This is a genomic window from Clostridium swellfunianum (assembly GCF_023656515.1).
Classification (GTDB): Bacteria; Bacillota; Clostridia; order Clostridiales; family Clostridiaceae; genus Clostridium_AT; species Clostridium_AT swellfunianum.
In genome coordinates this window covers 2,911,487-2,928,371 of the sequence record NZ_JAMOFV010000006.1, presented here as the reverse complement: position 1 = coordinate 2,928,371, position 16,885 = coordinate 2,911,487, and the positions used below count along the sequence as shown (strand labels likewise).

The following is a 16,885-nucleotide window of genomic DNA, read 5'->3' as shown; positions in this document are numbered from 1 at the left end:
CCTCTCTATTTATATAAATTATTATAACACTAAAAGCCCAACTTAGTACCGTTGGGCTTCTAGTGTGAGAGTTTTTCTATATTATATGAACATTATATGGATTGAATCTAATCATGGCTTCTTCCCCTTCTTTAAACACATCTCTACCTTGGGGATTATTGTCCTGAATTTTAACTTCTGCGTCTCCTACCTTAACCACATAATCCTGATAGGAACCCATGAAGGTTGAAAGTATTACTGTTCCCTTTAACAATCCTTCTCTTCCTACCTCTACAGCTTCTGGTCTAAGAACAAGCCTGCACTTTTCTCCATCCTTTTTGTTTCCCTTGTATGGTATGCTCATCTTTTTTCCATAAACGCTTATATCAGCAATTTCATCCTGTATAGATACTATTTCAGCGTCTATAAAGTTAGCTGTTCCTATAAAGTCAGCAACAAATTCTGTTTGAGGTGTGTAATAGACTTCCTTTGGAGTTCCTACTTGCTCAATTTTTCCTTTGTTCATTATTATAATTCTATCAGATAAGCTCATTGCTTCTGATTGGTCGTGAGTAACATAAACAGCAGTTATTCCAACTTTCTTTTGTATTTTTCTTATCTCAGTTCTCATATATACTCTAAGCTTTGCATCAAGATTTGAAAGTGGTTCATCAAACAAGAGTACTCCGGGTTCCATAACAAGCGCACGAGCTAGAGCAACTCTTTGCTGCTGTCCTCCTGACAATTGATTTGGATATCTTGTTTCCATTCCATTTAATCCTACAAGATCAATTATCTTTGCAACTTTTTCTTTTATAACTTCCTTGCTTAACTTCTTAAGCTTTAAGCCGTATGCAATATTATCATATATATTGTAGTGTGGAAATAGGGCATAGGTTTGAAACACCATTGCTGTATCTCTCTTGTCTGGAGGAAGATTGTTTATCTTATCTCCACCAAGATATATTTCGCCTGAGGTTGGAATTTCAAATCCGGCTATCATTCTTAGAGTCGTAGTCTTTCCACAGCCTGAAGGTCCAAGAAGAGTTACAAATTCACCGGCCTTAATATCAACTGATATATCATCTACTGCTTTGAATTCATTATTATTTGCACCAACATATATTTTAGAAAGATTTTTTATATTAACACCTTTTTTATTCATTTCTAAACCTCCATCATTACAGTTCTTCTCTGCTTATTCCCATTTTGCTAAGCAGGAAGTACATAATTGCTATTGCTATAAACACTATTACAATTAATATTGTTGAGAAAGCTGCTGCAACTCCAAATCTTCCTGCATCCACCTGAGAAAGTATCTGTACTGTAAGCAAGCTATATCTTGCTGAAACAAGGAATATTACTGCACTTACCGCGGTCATACTTCTTACAAAGGTATAAACAAGACCACTAAAGAAAGCAGGCTTTATTAATGGAAGTGTAACAGAGGTAAATACCTTTGTTGTATCTGCTCCAAGGTCTGATGCAGCTTCTTCTATAGCTGGGTCTATCTGTTGAAGAGCTGCAACACCAGAACGCACTCCAACTGGTAAGCTTCTCATTATAAAAGCAATTATTAGTATAGTTGCTGTTCCTGTTAGTACCAAAGGCTTAGTATTGTAAGCTAGTATATAGCCAATACCTATTACCGTTCCTGGTACAGCCATCGCCAATAATGATGTAAATTCCACAAATCCTCTTCCATAGAACCTCTTTCTTACAATTAAGAAAGCTATTATCATAGAGAGTATTCCTGATATAGGTGTAGATACAGTTGCCAGGAAGGTTGTATCTATTAGAGGTTTTAAGCCAAGTTCAAATACATACTTAAAGTGATTTAAGGTTAAGGAGTAATTAACACCCCAAATCTTGAATAATCCTCCTATTGGTATAAGTACATAGAAGGAAAGGACAAATATAGTTATTAAAATACAGAATACATCTATTGGAAATACAATTTTTTTCTCACTTATTAATTCTCTTTCTCTAGAAGCCTTACCTGTAACAGTTATATAGGATTTTCTTTCAATCCAGTACTTCTCAATTATGAATAGAAGAATGGTAAGTGCAAGAAGAATAACAGCTACTGTAGCTCCACCCTGCATATCATAGTTTCCTATAGCCTGAAGATAAATTTGTGTTGCAAGTGTTGAATAATCTCCCCCTATTACCATTGGATTTGAAAAGTCTGCCACTGTTTCAATAAATGTAAGCAAAAATGAATTCGCAATACCTGGCGCCATTAGAGGAAGTGTTACTGTAACAAAGGTCTTCCATCTTGAAGCTCCCATATTTCTGGCAGCCTCTTCTAAAGCAGGGTCAATGTGTTTTAATAGTCCAGTTAATAGAAGATATGCCACTGGGAAGAAAGTCATAGTCTGAACTATTACTAATCCTTTAAAACCATATATATTTGCATTTTCTATATGCAGAAGTCTCATTGTTATAAGTCCACGCTGTCCAAACAACATAATTGCAGAAAGTGCAAGTACGAAAGGAGGTGATATTATAGGCAGTATTGAAACTACCTTGAAAAGTCCCTTAAAATGTGACTTTATATAGGAATCTGCATATGCAAAAATAAAACCTATAACTGTTGATAATGCTCCTACAACTGTTCCAAGTACTAAAGTATTCTTTAAAGTGCCTCTGAACTGCGAGTTCTTAAAGGTAGCCGCATAGGACTGAAAAGTTAGTCCTTGCTTTGTTATAAAGCTTTCCTTAAGCACTGAAAATAACGGAAATAATATAAAGATTAAAAGAATTATAATTACAAATATTATGGTTGTAAGCAGCATAGGATCTCGCCAAATCTTTTTCATGTCTGTTAAATCACGCTGCAATTTATTTTTGTGTTTGCTTAATGCCATTCTTTTACCCCTTTCATATATTATTTTAGGCATGCAGTAAAGCATGCCTAAATTTAGTCAGCTTATTTATTTGTAAGCTTGTGCCATGTTTCAACTAATCTTGCTCTATTTTTTCCTGCAAACTCCATGTCATAGTTTATAAGCTTTGTTGATTTTAACTGATCAGCTTCCTTTGGTGGATTTGCATTTGGGTTAGTTAAAAATTGGAAGGAACCATATTTTTGTCCTAACTCTTGAGCTTCCTTCTTTAAACACCAGTCAACAAACATTTTAGCGGCTTCCATATCTGGAGCACCTTTGATTATACCTACTGCGCCAACCTCATAGCCTGTTCCTTCTGATGGAGCTGATAAAACTATATCGGTGTAGCCTTCCTTTTGATATTTAATGCCATCATGAAGGAAGCATATACCTACCATAGCCTCTCCCATACCTGCCATCTGCGCTGGAGCTGAACCTGTCTTTGGATACTGCTTAATTTGTCCATCAAGCTTCTTTAAGTAGTCCATAGCTTTTTCTTCACCCATAAGTTGTACAAGTGTAGCTATCATTGCATAAGCTGTTCCTGAAGAACCAGGATTAGCAACAACTATTTGTCCCTTATATTCTGGTTTTAATAAATCTTCCCAGGACTTTGGAACTTCAACACCCTTTTCCTTTAATAGCTTTCCATTAACAACAAACCCTAAGTATCCATTATATATTCCTGTCCAGTAGCCGTCTTTATTCTTAAATTTATCAGGTATATCCTTTGAGTTTGGTGATACATACTTATCTAATAAACCCTTTTCCATACCTGCTATAAAAGTATCTGCTGGGCCACCATACCACACTGATGCTTTTGGATTTTGTTTTTCAGCATCAATTCTTGTAAGTATTTCTCCTCCGCTTAGTCTTACCATTGTAGTCTTAACACCTGTCTGTTTTTCAAATTCCTTAGCTACTGCATTTGCGTGGTCTTCCATAAGTCCAGCATAAATAGTAAGACTTAAGTCTTTCTTAGGCTGAGCAGCTGTATTTCCTGCGTCCTTCTTGCCGCAGCCTGCAAATAATGAACCAACTATAATTGTGCTTAGTGCCAAAGCTAAAAATCTTTTTTTGTTCATGGTTTACACCTCACCTTTTTAAATTGTGAATACGTTATCACTAACTTATTTAAATTATATAACAAAATATAATTTATTAATAAGTAATGAACAAAATATAAAACATAGAGGTAAAATTTTTATACATAACAAAAAGAATGGGTGTCCCCATTCTTTTACGAGTCTATGCTTAAATAAACGTTTATACTAGGGTAACCTTAATTATACCCTCATAAACACATAAATCTCTGATGATTTCGCTGCTTTTTATATGCCTTGGAACAAGTACTGTATAAAGACTTATCTTATTTAGAGATTCATCTTCTTCATCAAGTTCAAACTCAATATTTTGGACCTTTATACTCCTGCTTGAAAAGTATTCCTCCATATGTGTTACCAGCTCTACCTTATCTACGTATTGGACCTCAAATTTTTGAATTTTAGATTTTTGAAAAAACCTTGTTTCAACCTGCTTAAGTGACACAAGTATTAAAAAAACCACCACAGTTGCAGAGACTGTTAAGAAGTAGTACCCCAAGCCTACCCCTAAGCCAATACAAGCAACTACCCATAAACTTGCGGCTGTCGTAAGACCTTTAACCGAACCTTTATCATGCATTATAGTACCAGCTCCAAGAAAGCCTACCCCTGTTATAACTTGGGCCCCAAGTCTTCCTATATCCGCTTTTAGAGCACTTGCAAGCACCGGCTGCCTAACTATAATATTTGTAGTTTCTTGCACAGAATAAAGCTGTATCATGGATATTACAGCTGCACCTACACACACCAGAATATGAGTTCTAAAGCCCGCGGGTCTGTTTTTGTATTCTCTTTCGTATCCTATTAATCCACCTACTATTATCGCTAGTATGAGCCTTAGTATAACCTCGTACCAAATCATGTTGTTCACCCCTTAAGCATAATACATAAAACCTTCCTTACATTATATCAGTACTTTTAAGATTTTAACATCATTTGGTATTAAATTAATTCTATTTTCACAAATTATAATATTATTTACATCTAGTAGCTGCTCATACTTGCCATTCACTTCATCAAGCTTCAAAGAGTGATGCTCGTCACTATTATTGAGTATTATAATGATTTGTTCCCCTTGGATACTTCTCTTAAATACAATAACATTTTTATCTTTGTATAAGGTTTTAAAGTCTCCATAGATTAATGCCTTATTTTCTTTTCTAATCTTGCTTAAAGTTTTATAAAAATCAAATAAATCTCTATTCTGTTTTTCTTCATCCCATATCATGCACCTTCTGCAGTCAGGATCATTACCACCAGTCATACCTACTTCATCACCATAGTATATATACGGCATTCCTATATAGGTAAATTGGAACGCAGCAGCAAGCTTTAATCTTTCAATTCTTCCCTCAGCCTCTGTTAAAAATCTTGCTGTATCGTGGCTGTCTATAAGGTTGAACATATTACTATTTATCTTTTTCATATAAATAACTCTGTTATCAGTTAAGCCACTATCAAATTCCTCTGCATTTATAACTCTCTTTGCAAAAAAGTCTATGGATAGATGTTTAAAAGGATAATTCATTATGCTGTCCAGCTGATCTCCTCTAAGCCATGATGAAGCTTCATGCATTATCTCTCCAATAATTAAAGCTTCTGGATTTGCTTTTTTGACAGTCTTTCTAAATTCCCTCCAGAAGGCATGATCAACCTCATCGCATACATCTAGTCTCCATCCATCAATCCCTACTTCTTTAACCCAATATTCTGCAACCTTAAGAAGATATTGTACTACTTCAGGATTATTTGTATTAAATTTTGGCATGGTTGAAATATTGTTTGCAAAGGTCAAGTAATTTACCTTATCCTTATCAACCGGAAATTCCTTGATATAAAACCAATCCCTATACCGTGATTTCTCTCCATTTTTAACAACATCCTCAAATGCAAAGAAATCATCTCCGGAATGATTAAATACCGCATCAAATACTATTCTCATTCCCCTATCGTGACATTTGTTTACAAGTTCTTTAGCCTTATCTATGTTTCCGAAGGCGGAATCAATACTGTAGTAATCACGAGTATTGTATTTGTGATTTGTTGAAGAGGAAAATATAGGAGTCAAATAAATCAGGTTTACACCAAGCTCCTTCAAATAATCTAGCTTATCAATTATTCCTTGAAGATCCCCTCCAAACAGGCTAGTAGTTGTTACAGGCTCTTCCCAACCAAATGTATTTTCAGGATCATTAGTCTTATCTCCATTATTAAATCTATCAGGAAATATTTGATACACTATTCCTTCTTGAGCCCAATCTGGACTTTCGTAAACATCAATAGAATTTAAATATGCAAATTGAAATGCTCCCTGTTCTTTTGGTTCTCTCAGCTCAGTAAACATACCTCTTTCGGTCAAAAATGTTCTTTCATTTTTAACATCTTGAAGACCGAAGTAGTATCTGTATCTACCTTCTTCAACACTGATTTCCGCCTCGTAATAATCGAATAATTCATCTGATTCTGTAACAGCCATAATTTTGGTCTTGAATGGGTTTTCCCAGTCATATCTATCTTTATAGTAAATTATAGCCCTAGCTATATCCCCTTTTGCCGTTCTAATCCTTATAAGCAAAGTTTTTTCATCTATTCCATAAGCGTATGGTATATCAGTTATATGATATATTGCATGTTTATTCATATATTCCTCCTAAAACATTTTCCACATAAATATAAGGTATCTACAAACTAGGTGTATAACACCGAATTTATAGATACCAATTTTGCATTAACTATATTTTTTAGCCCTTAACAGCTCCTGCAACAAGACCCTTTTGTATAAATTTCTGAAGCAGCATAAAGATTATAACTATTGGAAGTGAGGATAAAACCGCTGCTGCTGCAAACTTAGTCCAGTTAGCTGAATATTGGTTATTTATAAATTGTCTGAGTCCTAGTGCTACAGTATAATTTTCAGGTGATTTTAAGGCTACAGCACTTATAATATATTCACTGTAGGTTCCTATAAAACTAAACAAGAACATTACTATAAGCATAGGTACTGACAACGGAAGTATTATCTTTGTGAATATCTGCCAATGAGTAGCGCCATCAACCATAGCTGCCTCGTCAAGTTCAATTGGCAAGCTGTCAAAGTAGCCTTTTAAAAGCCAGATATTATAAGCGCTTCCACCAGCAAAAATAAGTATTAAAGCATACAGATTGTCAATCAAATTAAACTTAAAAAGTATATAGTATATAGCTGATATTGTCATCATACTTGGGAACATTTGAAGAAGTAAAAGAGACATGAGCCCTTTCTTTCTTCCCTTAAATCTCATTCTTGAAAATGCATAAGCTGCGGTTCCAGTCATAAAAAGCTGAAGCAACGCAACTGAAGAACAAAGAATCAAGCTGTTTTTTATCCATATTGGAAAATCTCCACCCTTTGCAGATTCTCCTGAAAATAATCCTATATAATTTTCTAAAGTTATCTCAGTTGGAAATATGTTTCCTTGAACAAAATAATTACCCTTTGAAAGTGAGGCTGTAATTATGGATACTAACGGAAACAATACAATTACAAGTAATATCCAAATAACTATTCTGCTTAGCCAAAGATTTCTTACATCTCTTGGCTTTAATCTATTCTTATAAACTAATTGTCCTTCGTTCGAATTATTAGTTTTTGTATTCATTGTTAATCTACCTCCTCAAATGCACCTGACATTTTCATCTGGAAGAAGCTTATTGTTCCGATGAGGATAAATATCAATACGCTTAATGCAGCTCCTAAATCATATCTAAACAAAGTATTTACCATTTTAAAGGCAGCGCTCGCTAGTATGTCAGTATGTCCAGCAAAAGGGGTATCCAATTTAGCTGGTCCTCCACCAGTTATTAAATATGCTGCACCAAAATTATTAAAGTTAAAGGAGAAGGATGATATTAATAATGGAATTGATGATGATGCTAATGATGGAAGAGTAATTTTAGTAAACTTTTGCCACCAGTTTGCTCCATCTATATCCGCTGCTTCATAATAAGTGTCTGGAATAGCAGATAAAGCACCTAAGCAAACGTTCATCATGTAAGGGAATCCAAGCCATAAGCTTACTATTATAATACCTACTCTTGCCCATGTTCCATCTGTAAGCCATGGAATATTTGCACTTATAATGCCAAGCTTTTTAAGAAGCATATTTATTGTTCCATAATCATCATTTAGAAGTCCCTGCCAGGATAGTATTGCAATTGTAGCAGGAAGCGCCCACGGAATTATAAATAATCCTTTATATAAACCTTTTTCTTTCATGTTAGGGTTGTTTAAAAGCATTGCTATGAATAATCCAATAAAATAGTTACCAAAGGTTAAAATAGCTGCAAATACTATAGTCCATAAGAAAACTGGTAAAAATATTGGCTTTAATGGTCCTGTAAGTATCTGCTTAAAATTTTCAAGCCCAATAACCTTAAAGTTCTCCATATTATTTATATTATAATTTGTAAAAGCAATATAAATTGTATAAAGTATAGGTAGCAAGCTTAAAAGTATTATTGAAATAAGTGCTGGCGATAGATAAAAGTATGGTTTAAATTTACCCAATATATTACCTTTTTTCTTCCTTTCCATTGTAATCCTCCATATATTACTTATTTATATATAACTATTATCAGCTTTATGTCTTTATTATCAAATAGGAGGGGATATCCCCTCCTATTTAATTTGCATATTTTTATAATCACCCTCGGGTGTATGATCTTTAGTTATATTATTTAGCTTGAGTAGCTAATTGCGCCTTTAAGTTTTTAGCAGCTGTATCAGCAAATGTGTTAGCATCTTGCTTTCCGTCTAATAACAGTGGAAGAGAATCATTTAACTTCCAAGCAGCTTGCATTTCAACTATGTTTGGCATTGGGTATGAATTCTTAGCTTGTAGAGCAAATCCAGCATAGTCAGTCTTTGCTACTTCAGAATTTATTGGAGAATCCTTTAATACTGGTAGTCTGTGTCCAACTTCCCAAAGTTGTTTTTCTGTTTTAGCTGTTAAATACTTCATTAATTCCCAAGCTTCTGTTTGGTTCTTTGACTTTGAGTTAACAAATGCTGATTGAACTCCAAGGAATGGTTTAGCTGGGTTAGTTCCGTCTACTGATGGAATTGGAACAACTTTGAATTTTACCTTTTCTTTTGCTAAACCTTCAGCATCCCATGGTCCGCTTATAAAGTAGGCAATTTTTCCTGCTTTGAATTCTGCAACTGCTTTAGCTGAGTCAACTGTTGACTTCATGCCTAATTCTTTTGAGAATCTTTCAAGCATTGCAAAACCTTTTTTTCCACCTTCAGTTGCAAGCCCAATATCATTTGGATCTAATACACCGTTGGTATCCTTGAATATATATCCTCCAAAACCGCTTATAACAGCATAGCTGAAGTACATATCCTTGGCTTGATATAAGAATCCGTTTTTCTTTCCATCTTCTATTAAAGCATTCATATCCTTTGGAACTGCAGTAACTTTATCTGGATTATAGAATAAGCCAAGAGTTTCTTGAGCTATTGGAACTGCATATTTCTTTCCACCGATAGATACAGCATTTATTGTATTCTTTTCGTACTTGCTTTCATCGATAACTCCTGAAGGAACTTCAGCAACGACTCCTGCCTTTACGAAAGCACCAAGGTTATCGTGTGGAAGACCGTACATAATATCTGCTGCCTTAGCACTAGCCGCTGCTTGAGCAAAAGCATTCATATCTCCCTTGTCTTCTAAAACTTCAACTGTATTGCCAGTGCTCTTTGCCCACTCTTCAGCGATTGGCTTTATAGCTGTTACTTCTTCTGGCTTAAGATGTGACCAAACAATTATTTTCTTTCCACCTTTAGCTGGTGTATTTCCGCCTGCTGATGGAGCTGGTTCTGCTTTCTTACCGCATCCCGCTAATGCAGTTGCAACTATCATAGCTGCTAATGCTGATACTAAAACTTTAGATCTTTTCATTAAAGTTTCCCCCTTTAATCTATTCTTATATTTTTTTGCAACATTCGTGCAACCGTTTGCACTTTATGTATTAATTATAGCCTACTAAAACTAAGGAGTCAATATGTTTTTTGAAAATATTTTCAGTGAGGTATACATTAATGTATGTTTATTATCTCGATATAAGTATTCGACTAAATACATAAATCTATGCATTTAAAACACTACTGAGTTTAACGGAGAATTTACACAGCTACGCTTTCTTAAATGCAAGTCCTCTGTGCTACACTAACACTATTTTCTAATAAAAGGGAACCTAAAATAAAAAGTCTCAGCTGCAAACTGAGACCTTCGTAATAAAATATTTATTTGATTAACTTTTCTAATCTTTCAATTTCATTTTCTACATCTTCTCTTTTTATAGAAGTTAAAAAAGAAAAATTACATTCCAAAGCCTTTTTTATAGCTTCCAAGGCTTCTACAGGTTTTCCTTTCTTATCCAAAGTTAAACCATAGTAATAATAAGCCGTAACAAAGGCTGGATTCATAGACATAAGCTTTTCGAAACTTTCAATTGCCTTGTCATAATCAGTCATGTGATAATAAGTCATAGCCAAGTTGTCTAATATGCTGGCATCCGAGCTGTTATACTCATAAGCCTCCGTATTAAACTGCAGAGCTTTTTCTAAATCTCCACTTAATATATAAAAAAATCCAAGATTTTGATATACTAGTGTATTCTTATAACCATTGCCGTATAATTCTTCAAGTGCTTTGACAGCTTCATCTAGATTTCCATTTTTCCACAAAACAAGTGAAAGATTAATAACAACGTTTGATCTGTCCCCTACATTTAATGTTGTCTTCATTATATTTTCCAGCACATTCTGAGCTTTATCCAGTTCACCTTGTTTTAAAAGCATATAAGAATAATTTATTGCTGCCTTAGGATTATTCTCTTTAAGCTTATAGGATTTTTCATATAGTATCATTGCTTCTTTTATATTTCCATCAGAGTAATTCTTATTTGCTCTAATCATATATATGATTGGACGATTTTTGTATATAAAGAAAAATAATGCACCAGCCACTATAAGCAGTCCAGCCAATATATTAATTTTAAATATAGTTGTTACTAATACTATAACAATTATCGCTGTAAGTAAATTTTTCATGTTGTCATAAACTCCTTTATTTAAACTAAACTTAAAGTACTAATTAATTATAACAAATCACTTTAATTATCACTATCTATTTTCAACCTTTATGCTCTGCTGATTAAATTCTTAACTTGTTATATTCTTATGTTCTTATATTTTTATGTTCTTGTATTCATAAACTTATATATGGTTATATGGCCTTTTTTCTCATGTTCTTCTCATGCTTGTCGCAATACATTTCCTTATCAGCAGTACCAAAAATATCATCTTGACTTAAATCAATTTCTGAATTTATTTCGCTAACGCCATAGCTAAAACTCAAAACTATATTCTCAAGCCTTTGCTTTGATAGTTCTTTTCTTATATCTTCAAGCCTTTGGGTTGCATCTTGCTTGCTGCAATTTATAAATAGAATAACAAATTCATCACCTGACATTCTTGCAAAAATATCAGTTTTTCTTAAATTTTTTCTAAGAACATTGGCAAAAAGCTTCAGTGCTTTATCTCCCATGTTATGTCCATAGTTATCATTTATCAATTTAAAATCATCCAAGTCAATCAGAGCAAGACAGCATTGGGTTTTATACCTTTTTGCCTGTGATAGCTCCTTGCTTAAAAATTGCTTAAAGTATCTACGGTTATATAAGCCTGTTAGTTCATCATAATTTGCCATATATTTAAGTTTATTTTGGACAAATGAATTTTTCAAAGCTAGTTGAAGCTCATTATTAATGTAATTCATAAGCGCTAAATCTTCATCAGTAAAAAACTTTCCCTTAATTATACTATCAACATTAATTATACCTATGAGGTTGTCCTCTATAAATATTGGAGAACTCATTGTACAGCTAATATCAAGAACTTCAAGAGTGTTCATCTTATGAACTTTATCAGGTCTTATTACATCCTCGTCGAATCTATTTGGATCCTTAATAATAGCTGTCTCCGTAAAATTATTTATTTTGTATAGATATATCTCTTCCTTTTTTAAAGAGATTTTTTTAAGCTCCTCAGAGTATCCTTTCAAAGTCTTATAATGGAATTGACAATCTTCATCTAAAAGAAGTATGCTTCCTTTAGATGCATGAGGTATAAGTTCTATTGCAGTTTCCAAAACAAGAGTATATGCCTCCTCTTCGGAGTTTATCCTTATAATTTTTTCGGCAACTTCATACAAAGTACGTCTAACTTTTTCTAAAAGCAAAAGTTTTCTATTGATTTTCTTTATTTTAAAATATTCCATTATAGCTACACCAGCTATTAAAGCCATTATTAAAGCTGTGAATAAGTTGATCTCCCCCATTTTATTTTTTATCCCCCTTGTTTTCTAGTGTACTATTTTATACAGCTTAACATCGTTTATATTATTTTACAATTTTTACTCTTAATAAAATTATAATTGTTTATTTAATAGTTTACAATAAGTTTATACTATATGTTAATTCGTAATAAAACGAATAATTTATATAAATTTAATAAAAATATTAATATATACTATCTGTTAATGTACAACTATGCTATAATTACGCCATTAATAGTAAGGAGATTACTGCTTTGAGTAAAATTGCATTGATTACAGACAGTTCATGTGACCTAACACAAGAAATTATAAAAAAATACAACATTAAAGTAGCACCTTTAAGGATTATTTACAAAGACAAAGAATACATAGACAGAGTAAATATACAGCCTAAGGAGGTCTACGACAGACTCTCGCAAGAAATACCTACCACTTCTATGCCGTCCATGCAGGATATTGATGATTTATTTACTGCCGCAGAAGATGAAGGGTGTACGCATGTAATTGCTATAACTATCTCTTCTGGTTTGTCCGGAACCTTTAACACCTTCAAGCTGGTAAGCGATCAGCATCATAATTTAACTACCTTTGTTTTTGATTCAAAAACTCTTTCAGCTGGTTTAGGTGCTGTAGTTGCTAAGTGTGGAGAACTCATAGCATATGGTAAAAGCTTTGAAGAAATAGTTAACCTTCTCCCTTCCATCAAAGAAAGAGTTTTAGTGTATTACGTGGTTGAAACTCTTGAATATCTAAAAAAGGGAGGGCGGATTGGAAGAGTTGCAGGTACTATAGGCGATTTATTAAAGCTTAAGCCTATAATTTCTGTAGATGATGATGGTAAATACTTTACCTATGCTAAAGTTAGAGGAAGAAAGCAATCTATTTCCAAGCTTGCTGACATAGCAAAAGATGTCTTAGCTGCTGGCAAGGCAGAAGTTTACATACTCCAAGGCGGAGCTATGGAAGAAGGACAATTATTGTATGAAGCTTTTGTGGGAAGAGAAAATATCTCTGCTATTCATTTTACTGATATCAGCCCTGCATTAGGAGTTCATACTGGACCAGGCTTATTAGGTATAATAATGCTTAAAGAAGGTTAAATTAAATAATAATAAAAAAGTATATAAGTTTTACATAAAAGTAAAACTTATATACTTTTTTATTTTCAATTTAATTTGAATAATTAAATTAAAAAGGTCAAAAAATATAATTGTAGACAACAAAAAGGAGTTGATATGTATGGGTACTGGAAAAAGTGCAAAAGGTATAGTAGGAAAGTTCCCTATGGCAAGCAAGCGCAAAGGGAAGGTTGGCGAAGGTGTTGATTTCATACAAAAAAATTTAACTTCAGTTCCTGAGATAGATAAAACCTTACAGAATAGGAAGGAATTCTAATGCAAGCAGTAGTTATAGATGTATATGCTTCAGAAGCTTTTTTATCCCTGCAGGATGGCACTAATATCTGTGTAGGTCTTGCACATTTGCCATCAAGCATAAAAGCTGGTTCAACTGTAAATATTAATGTGAATTCATTGCAGATGACAAGTCATAAAGTTAGTCCATTAATTTTGTAAAGCTCCTAAAGTTTGTATTGCTAATAATTATTATTAGTAATATAATAGTTATATAAGTAAATATGTGCTAGGGGCGCCTTTAGGCTGAGAGGTGAAATTACTTCACTAACCCTTATACCTGATCTGGATAATACCAGCGTAGGAAAGCGATTTTAATATGTTATAAAACCGTATTCCACAACTGGATACGGTTTTTTTATATGTACCTCATAGCACATATATAATTATAAGTCGGCGTATTATTAATAGTTATTTTACGCCCACAAAAATTCCTAGGAGGTATTTTTATGAACAACTTTAGACTATCCTTTAAGGGCATCGACCTTAAAGCAATTAGTGAGGGCTTTGCTGAAGCTCCAAAACATCCTACTGCTATATTTGCAGTTATTGGGTTAATTATTTTAGCAATTGTTTTTGTTAGAATAAGAAAAGTAAAGCTAACTACTAAAATTATTACAAACATAGGGGTAGCGCTTGCTTTAGGAACAGTTCTTAAAATGATTAAGTTCTTCCAGCTTCCAAATGGCGGAAGTGCTACTTTAGGCAGCATGGTACCTATTCTTTTGATTGGTCTTTTCTATGGCTCAGAAATTGGACTTTTGACAGGGCTTATGTTTGGACTTCTAGACTTTATACTTGGCCCTTTTATAATGCACCCTGTTCAAGTGCTCTTTGATTACCCTCTTGCTTTTGCAGCCTTAGGTATAACAGGTTACTTCAAGGATAAGGGCAAAGTGCAAATGCTTATAGGTGTTGTGTTAGCAATAGCTGCTAGATTTTTATTTCACTTTATTTCAGGAATAGTATTTTATGGAAGCTATGCAGAACCTGGACAAAGTGCTGTTGCCTATTCCTTCTTATATAACCTAAGCTATTTAGGACCTGAGGCAATACTCTGCATAATAATTTTAGCTATTTTGCCAATAAAACAACTTTACTCTGTAATGGCCAAACCAAAATTGAATGCATAAAAACCATAACGCGGAAGGAGTTAGATAAACTATCTCCTTCCGCGTTCTCTTTTTTGACTATCATCTTTAATATTTCTATTAAGAAACTGATATAGCATTAACTGGGCAGGATTGTTCTGCTTCGTTACAGCTGTCTATAGCGTTTTCTGGAACCTCATCAGTAACTACCCCTGCTTTTCCGTCATCTTCCATCTCAAAAACCTCAGGACATAGTGATGGACATAATCCACAGGATATGCACGCATCCTTATCAACGTATGCTTTCATGTTAAAAACCTCCTTAAAATCTTCCAGGCATTTATATACAATAACATTAACAGTTATAGTGTTTCCTAAAAGAGGCTTATTATTACAAAAATTATTTATCAGTGCCAAACTTTAGTGCAGATAAGCTGTCTATCCCAACCTTAAGTCTGCTCAACATGTCTTCGGTTCCCTGCATAGTTTTGTTGCTGCCTGCAGCTACCTTAACAGCAGTATCTGAGGTTCCAACAATTAAATTTAAATATTCAATGTATTTATTATGAAATACGTTTAACTTTGGACTATGCTTAAGTTCTCTAACTTCCTTTTGATATTTGACAAGATTATCGTTTTCTATTTTAAGCGTGTTTATAGATACCTCATCCAGCTTCTTGCCTTCAATCACACTTTTAATTTTATCTGTAGAAGTTTTTATTTTAACTGTATACTCCGCAATGTCTTTGCCATACTGTATATTAGTTTTATAGGCATTGAATTCTTCAATTGGAGATACTCCTTTTATAAGTATATTATAAAGAGAAATTATAATGATAATTCCTATTACAAAAGTTAAAAGCTTAAAAGCCTTTTTAACGAGAGAGACTACTATTATAATTGCCAATACTGCAAGCAGTCCATAAACTAATATTTGATTTTCCAAGTTTAACACCCCTATCTCTATATGTGTCTTTTATTTTACTTCATTTTACATATTATTTAAAGTCACATAATAATTAAAAAGCAGAAGCAAGTTTTGTCAACCTCTTCTGCTTTTCAATCTTTTTAATTTTTATGATAATCTCATAAAGCTTCCTAGCAATTCATCATATTCAGGTGAAGCATTGATAAAGTCTTCAACTTCCCTGCTTTCCATCTTTTCAACCAAATCAAGGTTTATAGGTAGCTCTGCGATTAAAGGTACCCCAAGATTTCCAGCCTGTTCCTCAGCAGATTTTTTGCTGAATACCCTTTGTTTTTCGCCACAGCAGCTGCATCTTATGTAGGACATATTTTCCACTACTCCGTAAACCTTAATGTTCATCTTTTGAGCCATGATAACCACTTTTTTCACTATCATAGTTACCATGTCCTGTGGTGTAGCAGCTACTATAATCCCAGTCAAAGGTATGCTTTGCATTACTGTTAACGTTAAGTCTCCTGTCCCTGGAGGCATGTCAATAAGAAGATAATCCAAATCTCCCCATTCTGTATCTCTGTACATTTGTGTCATTACTCCTGTAAGAATCGGCCCTCTCCAAATGACTGGCTGTTCTTCCTCTTCAGTTAGAAGATTTAAGGATATAACCTTTATTCCTGTAGCTGTTTCAACTGGAATAAACTTAGCTTCCTCTTGAGATTTACCTGGAAGTATCTGTGCTCTTTCTTCATTTATTCCAAAAAATCTCGGCATAGACGGTCCTGTTATATCCCCATCTAATACACCAACCTTGTATCCTAAGCTTCTAAGTTTTGTAGCAAGTATCCCTGTTACGGTTGACTTTCCTACTCCGCCTTTTCCACTCATTACTCCTATTATATTTTTAATGCTTCCATAACTTGGCACTAATACGGAACAAGTGCTTTCCTTATTGCTGCACTTTCCTTTACTTGCACAGCTGTCACATTTGCTCATGTACTTCACTCCTTTATCAAGTGTATTAATTAATGAATAATTTTATTATATCATAAAAAAATTATTTTTCTATTTTATTACCATATACCGGTAATAGTTATTCTCCTATT

Annotated in this window: 17 protein-coding genes and 1 riboswitch; of the genes, 4 read left to right on the top strand and 13 right to left on the bottom strand. The window is 33.7% G+C overall.

Annotated elements, in window-relative coordinates; all coding sequences use genetic code 11:
* Positions 1–76 precede the first annotated feature (76 nt).
* From NBE98_RS14095 to NBE98_RS14050, 10 genes are all read right to left on the bottom strand, one after another.
* Positions 77–1,144: an ABC transporter ATP-binding protein gene (locus NBE98_RS14095; RefSeq protein ID WP_250815618.1), complete on the bottom strand. Its 1,068-nt coding sequence runs from the start codon at positions 1,142–1,144 to the stop codon at positions 77–79.
* 16 nt (positions 1,145–1,160) lie between these two features.
* On the bottom strand, positions 1,161–2,849 hold the full coding sequence (locus tag NBE98_RS14090; RefSeq protein ID WP_250815617.1) for an ABC transporter permease: 1,689 nt from the start codon (positions 2,847–2,849) through the stop codon (positions 1,161–1,163).
* 62 nt (positions 2,850–2,911) lie between these two features.
* The gene (locus tag NBE98_RS14085) at positions 2,912–3,955 is read right to left on the bottom strand and encodes an ABC transporter substrate-binding protein (protein ID WP_250815616.1); all 1,044 of its coding nucleotides are present in this window, start codon (positions 3,953–3,955) and stop codon (positions 2,912–2,914) included.
* A gap of 181 nt (positions 3,956–4,136) precedes the next feature.
* Complete coding sequence (locus NBE98_RS14080; RefSeq protein ID WP_250815615.1) at positions 4,137–4,835, bottom strand: MgtC/SapB family protein; 699 nt, start codon at positions 4,833–4,835, stop codon at positions 4,137–4,139.
* 42 nt (positions 4,836–4,877) lie between these two features.
* Positions 4,878–6,614 carry a glycoside hydrolase family 13 protein gene (locus NBE98_RS14075; RefSeq protein WP_250815613.1) on the bottom strand — a complete coding sequence of 579 codons (1,737 nt, stop codon included), beginning with the start codon at positions 6,612–6,614 and terminating at the stop codon, positions 4,878–4,880.
* Positions 6,615–6,714: 100 nt separating this feature from the next.
* On the bottom strand, positions 6,715–7,611 hold the full coding sequence (locus tag NBE98_RS14070) for a sugar ABC transporter permease (RefSeq protein WP_250815612.1): 897 nt from the start codon (positions 7,609–7,611) through the stop codon (positions 6,715–6,717).
* 2 nt (positions 7,612–7,613) lie between these two features.
* The gene (locus tag NBE98_RS14065; RefSeq protein ID WP_250815611.1) at positions 7,614–8,546 is read right to left on the bottom strand and encodes a carbohydrate ABC transporter permease; all 933 of its coding nucleotides are present in this window, start codon (positions 8,544–8,546) and stop codon (positions 7,614–7,616) included.
* 139 nt (positions 8,547–8,685) lie between these two features.
* Complete coding sequence (locus tag NBE98_RS14060) at positions 8,686–9,915, bottom strand: extracellular solute-binding protein (protein WP_250815610.1); 1,230 nt, start codon at positions 9,913–9,915, stop codon at positions 8,686–8,688.
* 344 nt (positions 9,916–10,259) lie between these two features.
* Complete coding sequence (locus tag NBE98_RS14055) at positions 10,260–11,069, bottom strand: tetratricopeptide repeat protein (protein ID WP_250815609.1); 810 nt, start codon at positions 11,067–11,069, stop codon at positions 10,260–10,262.
* 175 nt (positions 11,070–11,244) lie between these two features.
* Positions 11,245–12,357 (bottom strand): sensor domain-containing diguanylate cyclase, encoded by a 1,113-nt coding sequence (locus NBE98_RS14050; protein WP_250815608.1) that lies wholly within the window; start codon positions 12,355–12,357, stop codon positions 11,245–11,247.
* Between the two features lie 251 nt (positions 12,358–12,608).
* On the opposite strand from NBE98_RS14050, the gene NBE98_RS14045 reads away from it, so the two are divergent.
* The 4 genes from NBE98_RS14045 (at position 12,609) to thiT (ending at position 14,899) form a co-directional block, all read left to right on the top strand.
* Positions 12,609–13,454, top strand: coding sequence for a DegV family protein (locus NBE98_RS14045; RefSeq protein WP_250815606.1), 846 nt, complete (start codon positions 12,609–12,611; stop codon positions 13,452–13,454).
* 139 nt (positions 13,455–13,593) lie between these two features.
* On the top strand, positions 13,594–13,749 hold the full coding sequence (locus tag NBE98_RS14040) for a hypothetical protein (protein WP_250815605.1): 156 nt from the start codon (positions 13,594–13,596) through the stop codon (positions 13,747–13,749).
* A complete protein-coding gene (locus NBE98_RS14035) occupies positions 13,749–13,928 on the top strand; it encodes a hypothetical protein (RefSeq protein WP_250815604.1) in 180 nt (59 codons plus the stop codon). The genes NBE98_RS14040 and NBE98_RS14035 overlap by 1 nt, the downstream gene beginning before the upstream one ends.
* A gap of 59 nt (positions 13,929–13,987) precedes the next feature.
* Positions 13,988–14,090: riboswitch (TPP riboswitch) on the top strand.
* 125 nt (positions 14,091–14,215) lie between these two features.
* Positions 14,216–14,899 (top strand): energy-coupled thiamine transporter ThiT, encoded by a 684-nt coding sequence (gene thiT / locus NBE98_RS14030; RefSeq protein ID WP_250815603.1) that lies wholly within the window; start codon positions 14,216–14,218, stop codon positions 14,897–14,899.
* Between the two features lie 78 nt (positions 14,900–14,977).
* Here the strand turns inward: thiT and NBE98_RS14025 are convergent, their stop codons facing one another.
* The 3 genes from NBE98_RS14025 to NBE98_RS14015 form a co-directional block, all read right to left on the bottom strand.
* Positions 14,978–15,166, bottom strand: coding sequence for a ferredoxin (locus NBE98_RS14025; RefSeq protein WP_250815602.1), 189 nt, complete (start codon positions 15,164–15,166; stop codon positions 14,978–14,980).
* Between the two features lie 91 nt (positions 15,167–15,257).
* A complete protein-coding gene (locus NBE98_RS14020) occupies positions 15,258–15,803 on the bottom strand; it encodes a hypothetical protein (RefSeq protein WP_250815601.1) in 546 nt (181 codons plus the stop codon).
* Positions 15,804–15,932: 129 nt separating this feature from the next.
* On the bottom strand, positions 15,933–16,775 hold the full coding sequence (locus tag NBE98_RS14015) for an Mrp/NBP35 family ATP-binding protein (protein ID WP_250815600.1): 843 nt from the start codon (positions 16,773–16,775) through the stop codon (positions 15,933–15,935).
* Positions 16,776–16,885 lie beyond the last annotated feature (110 nt).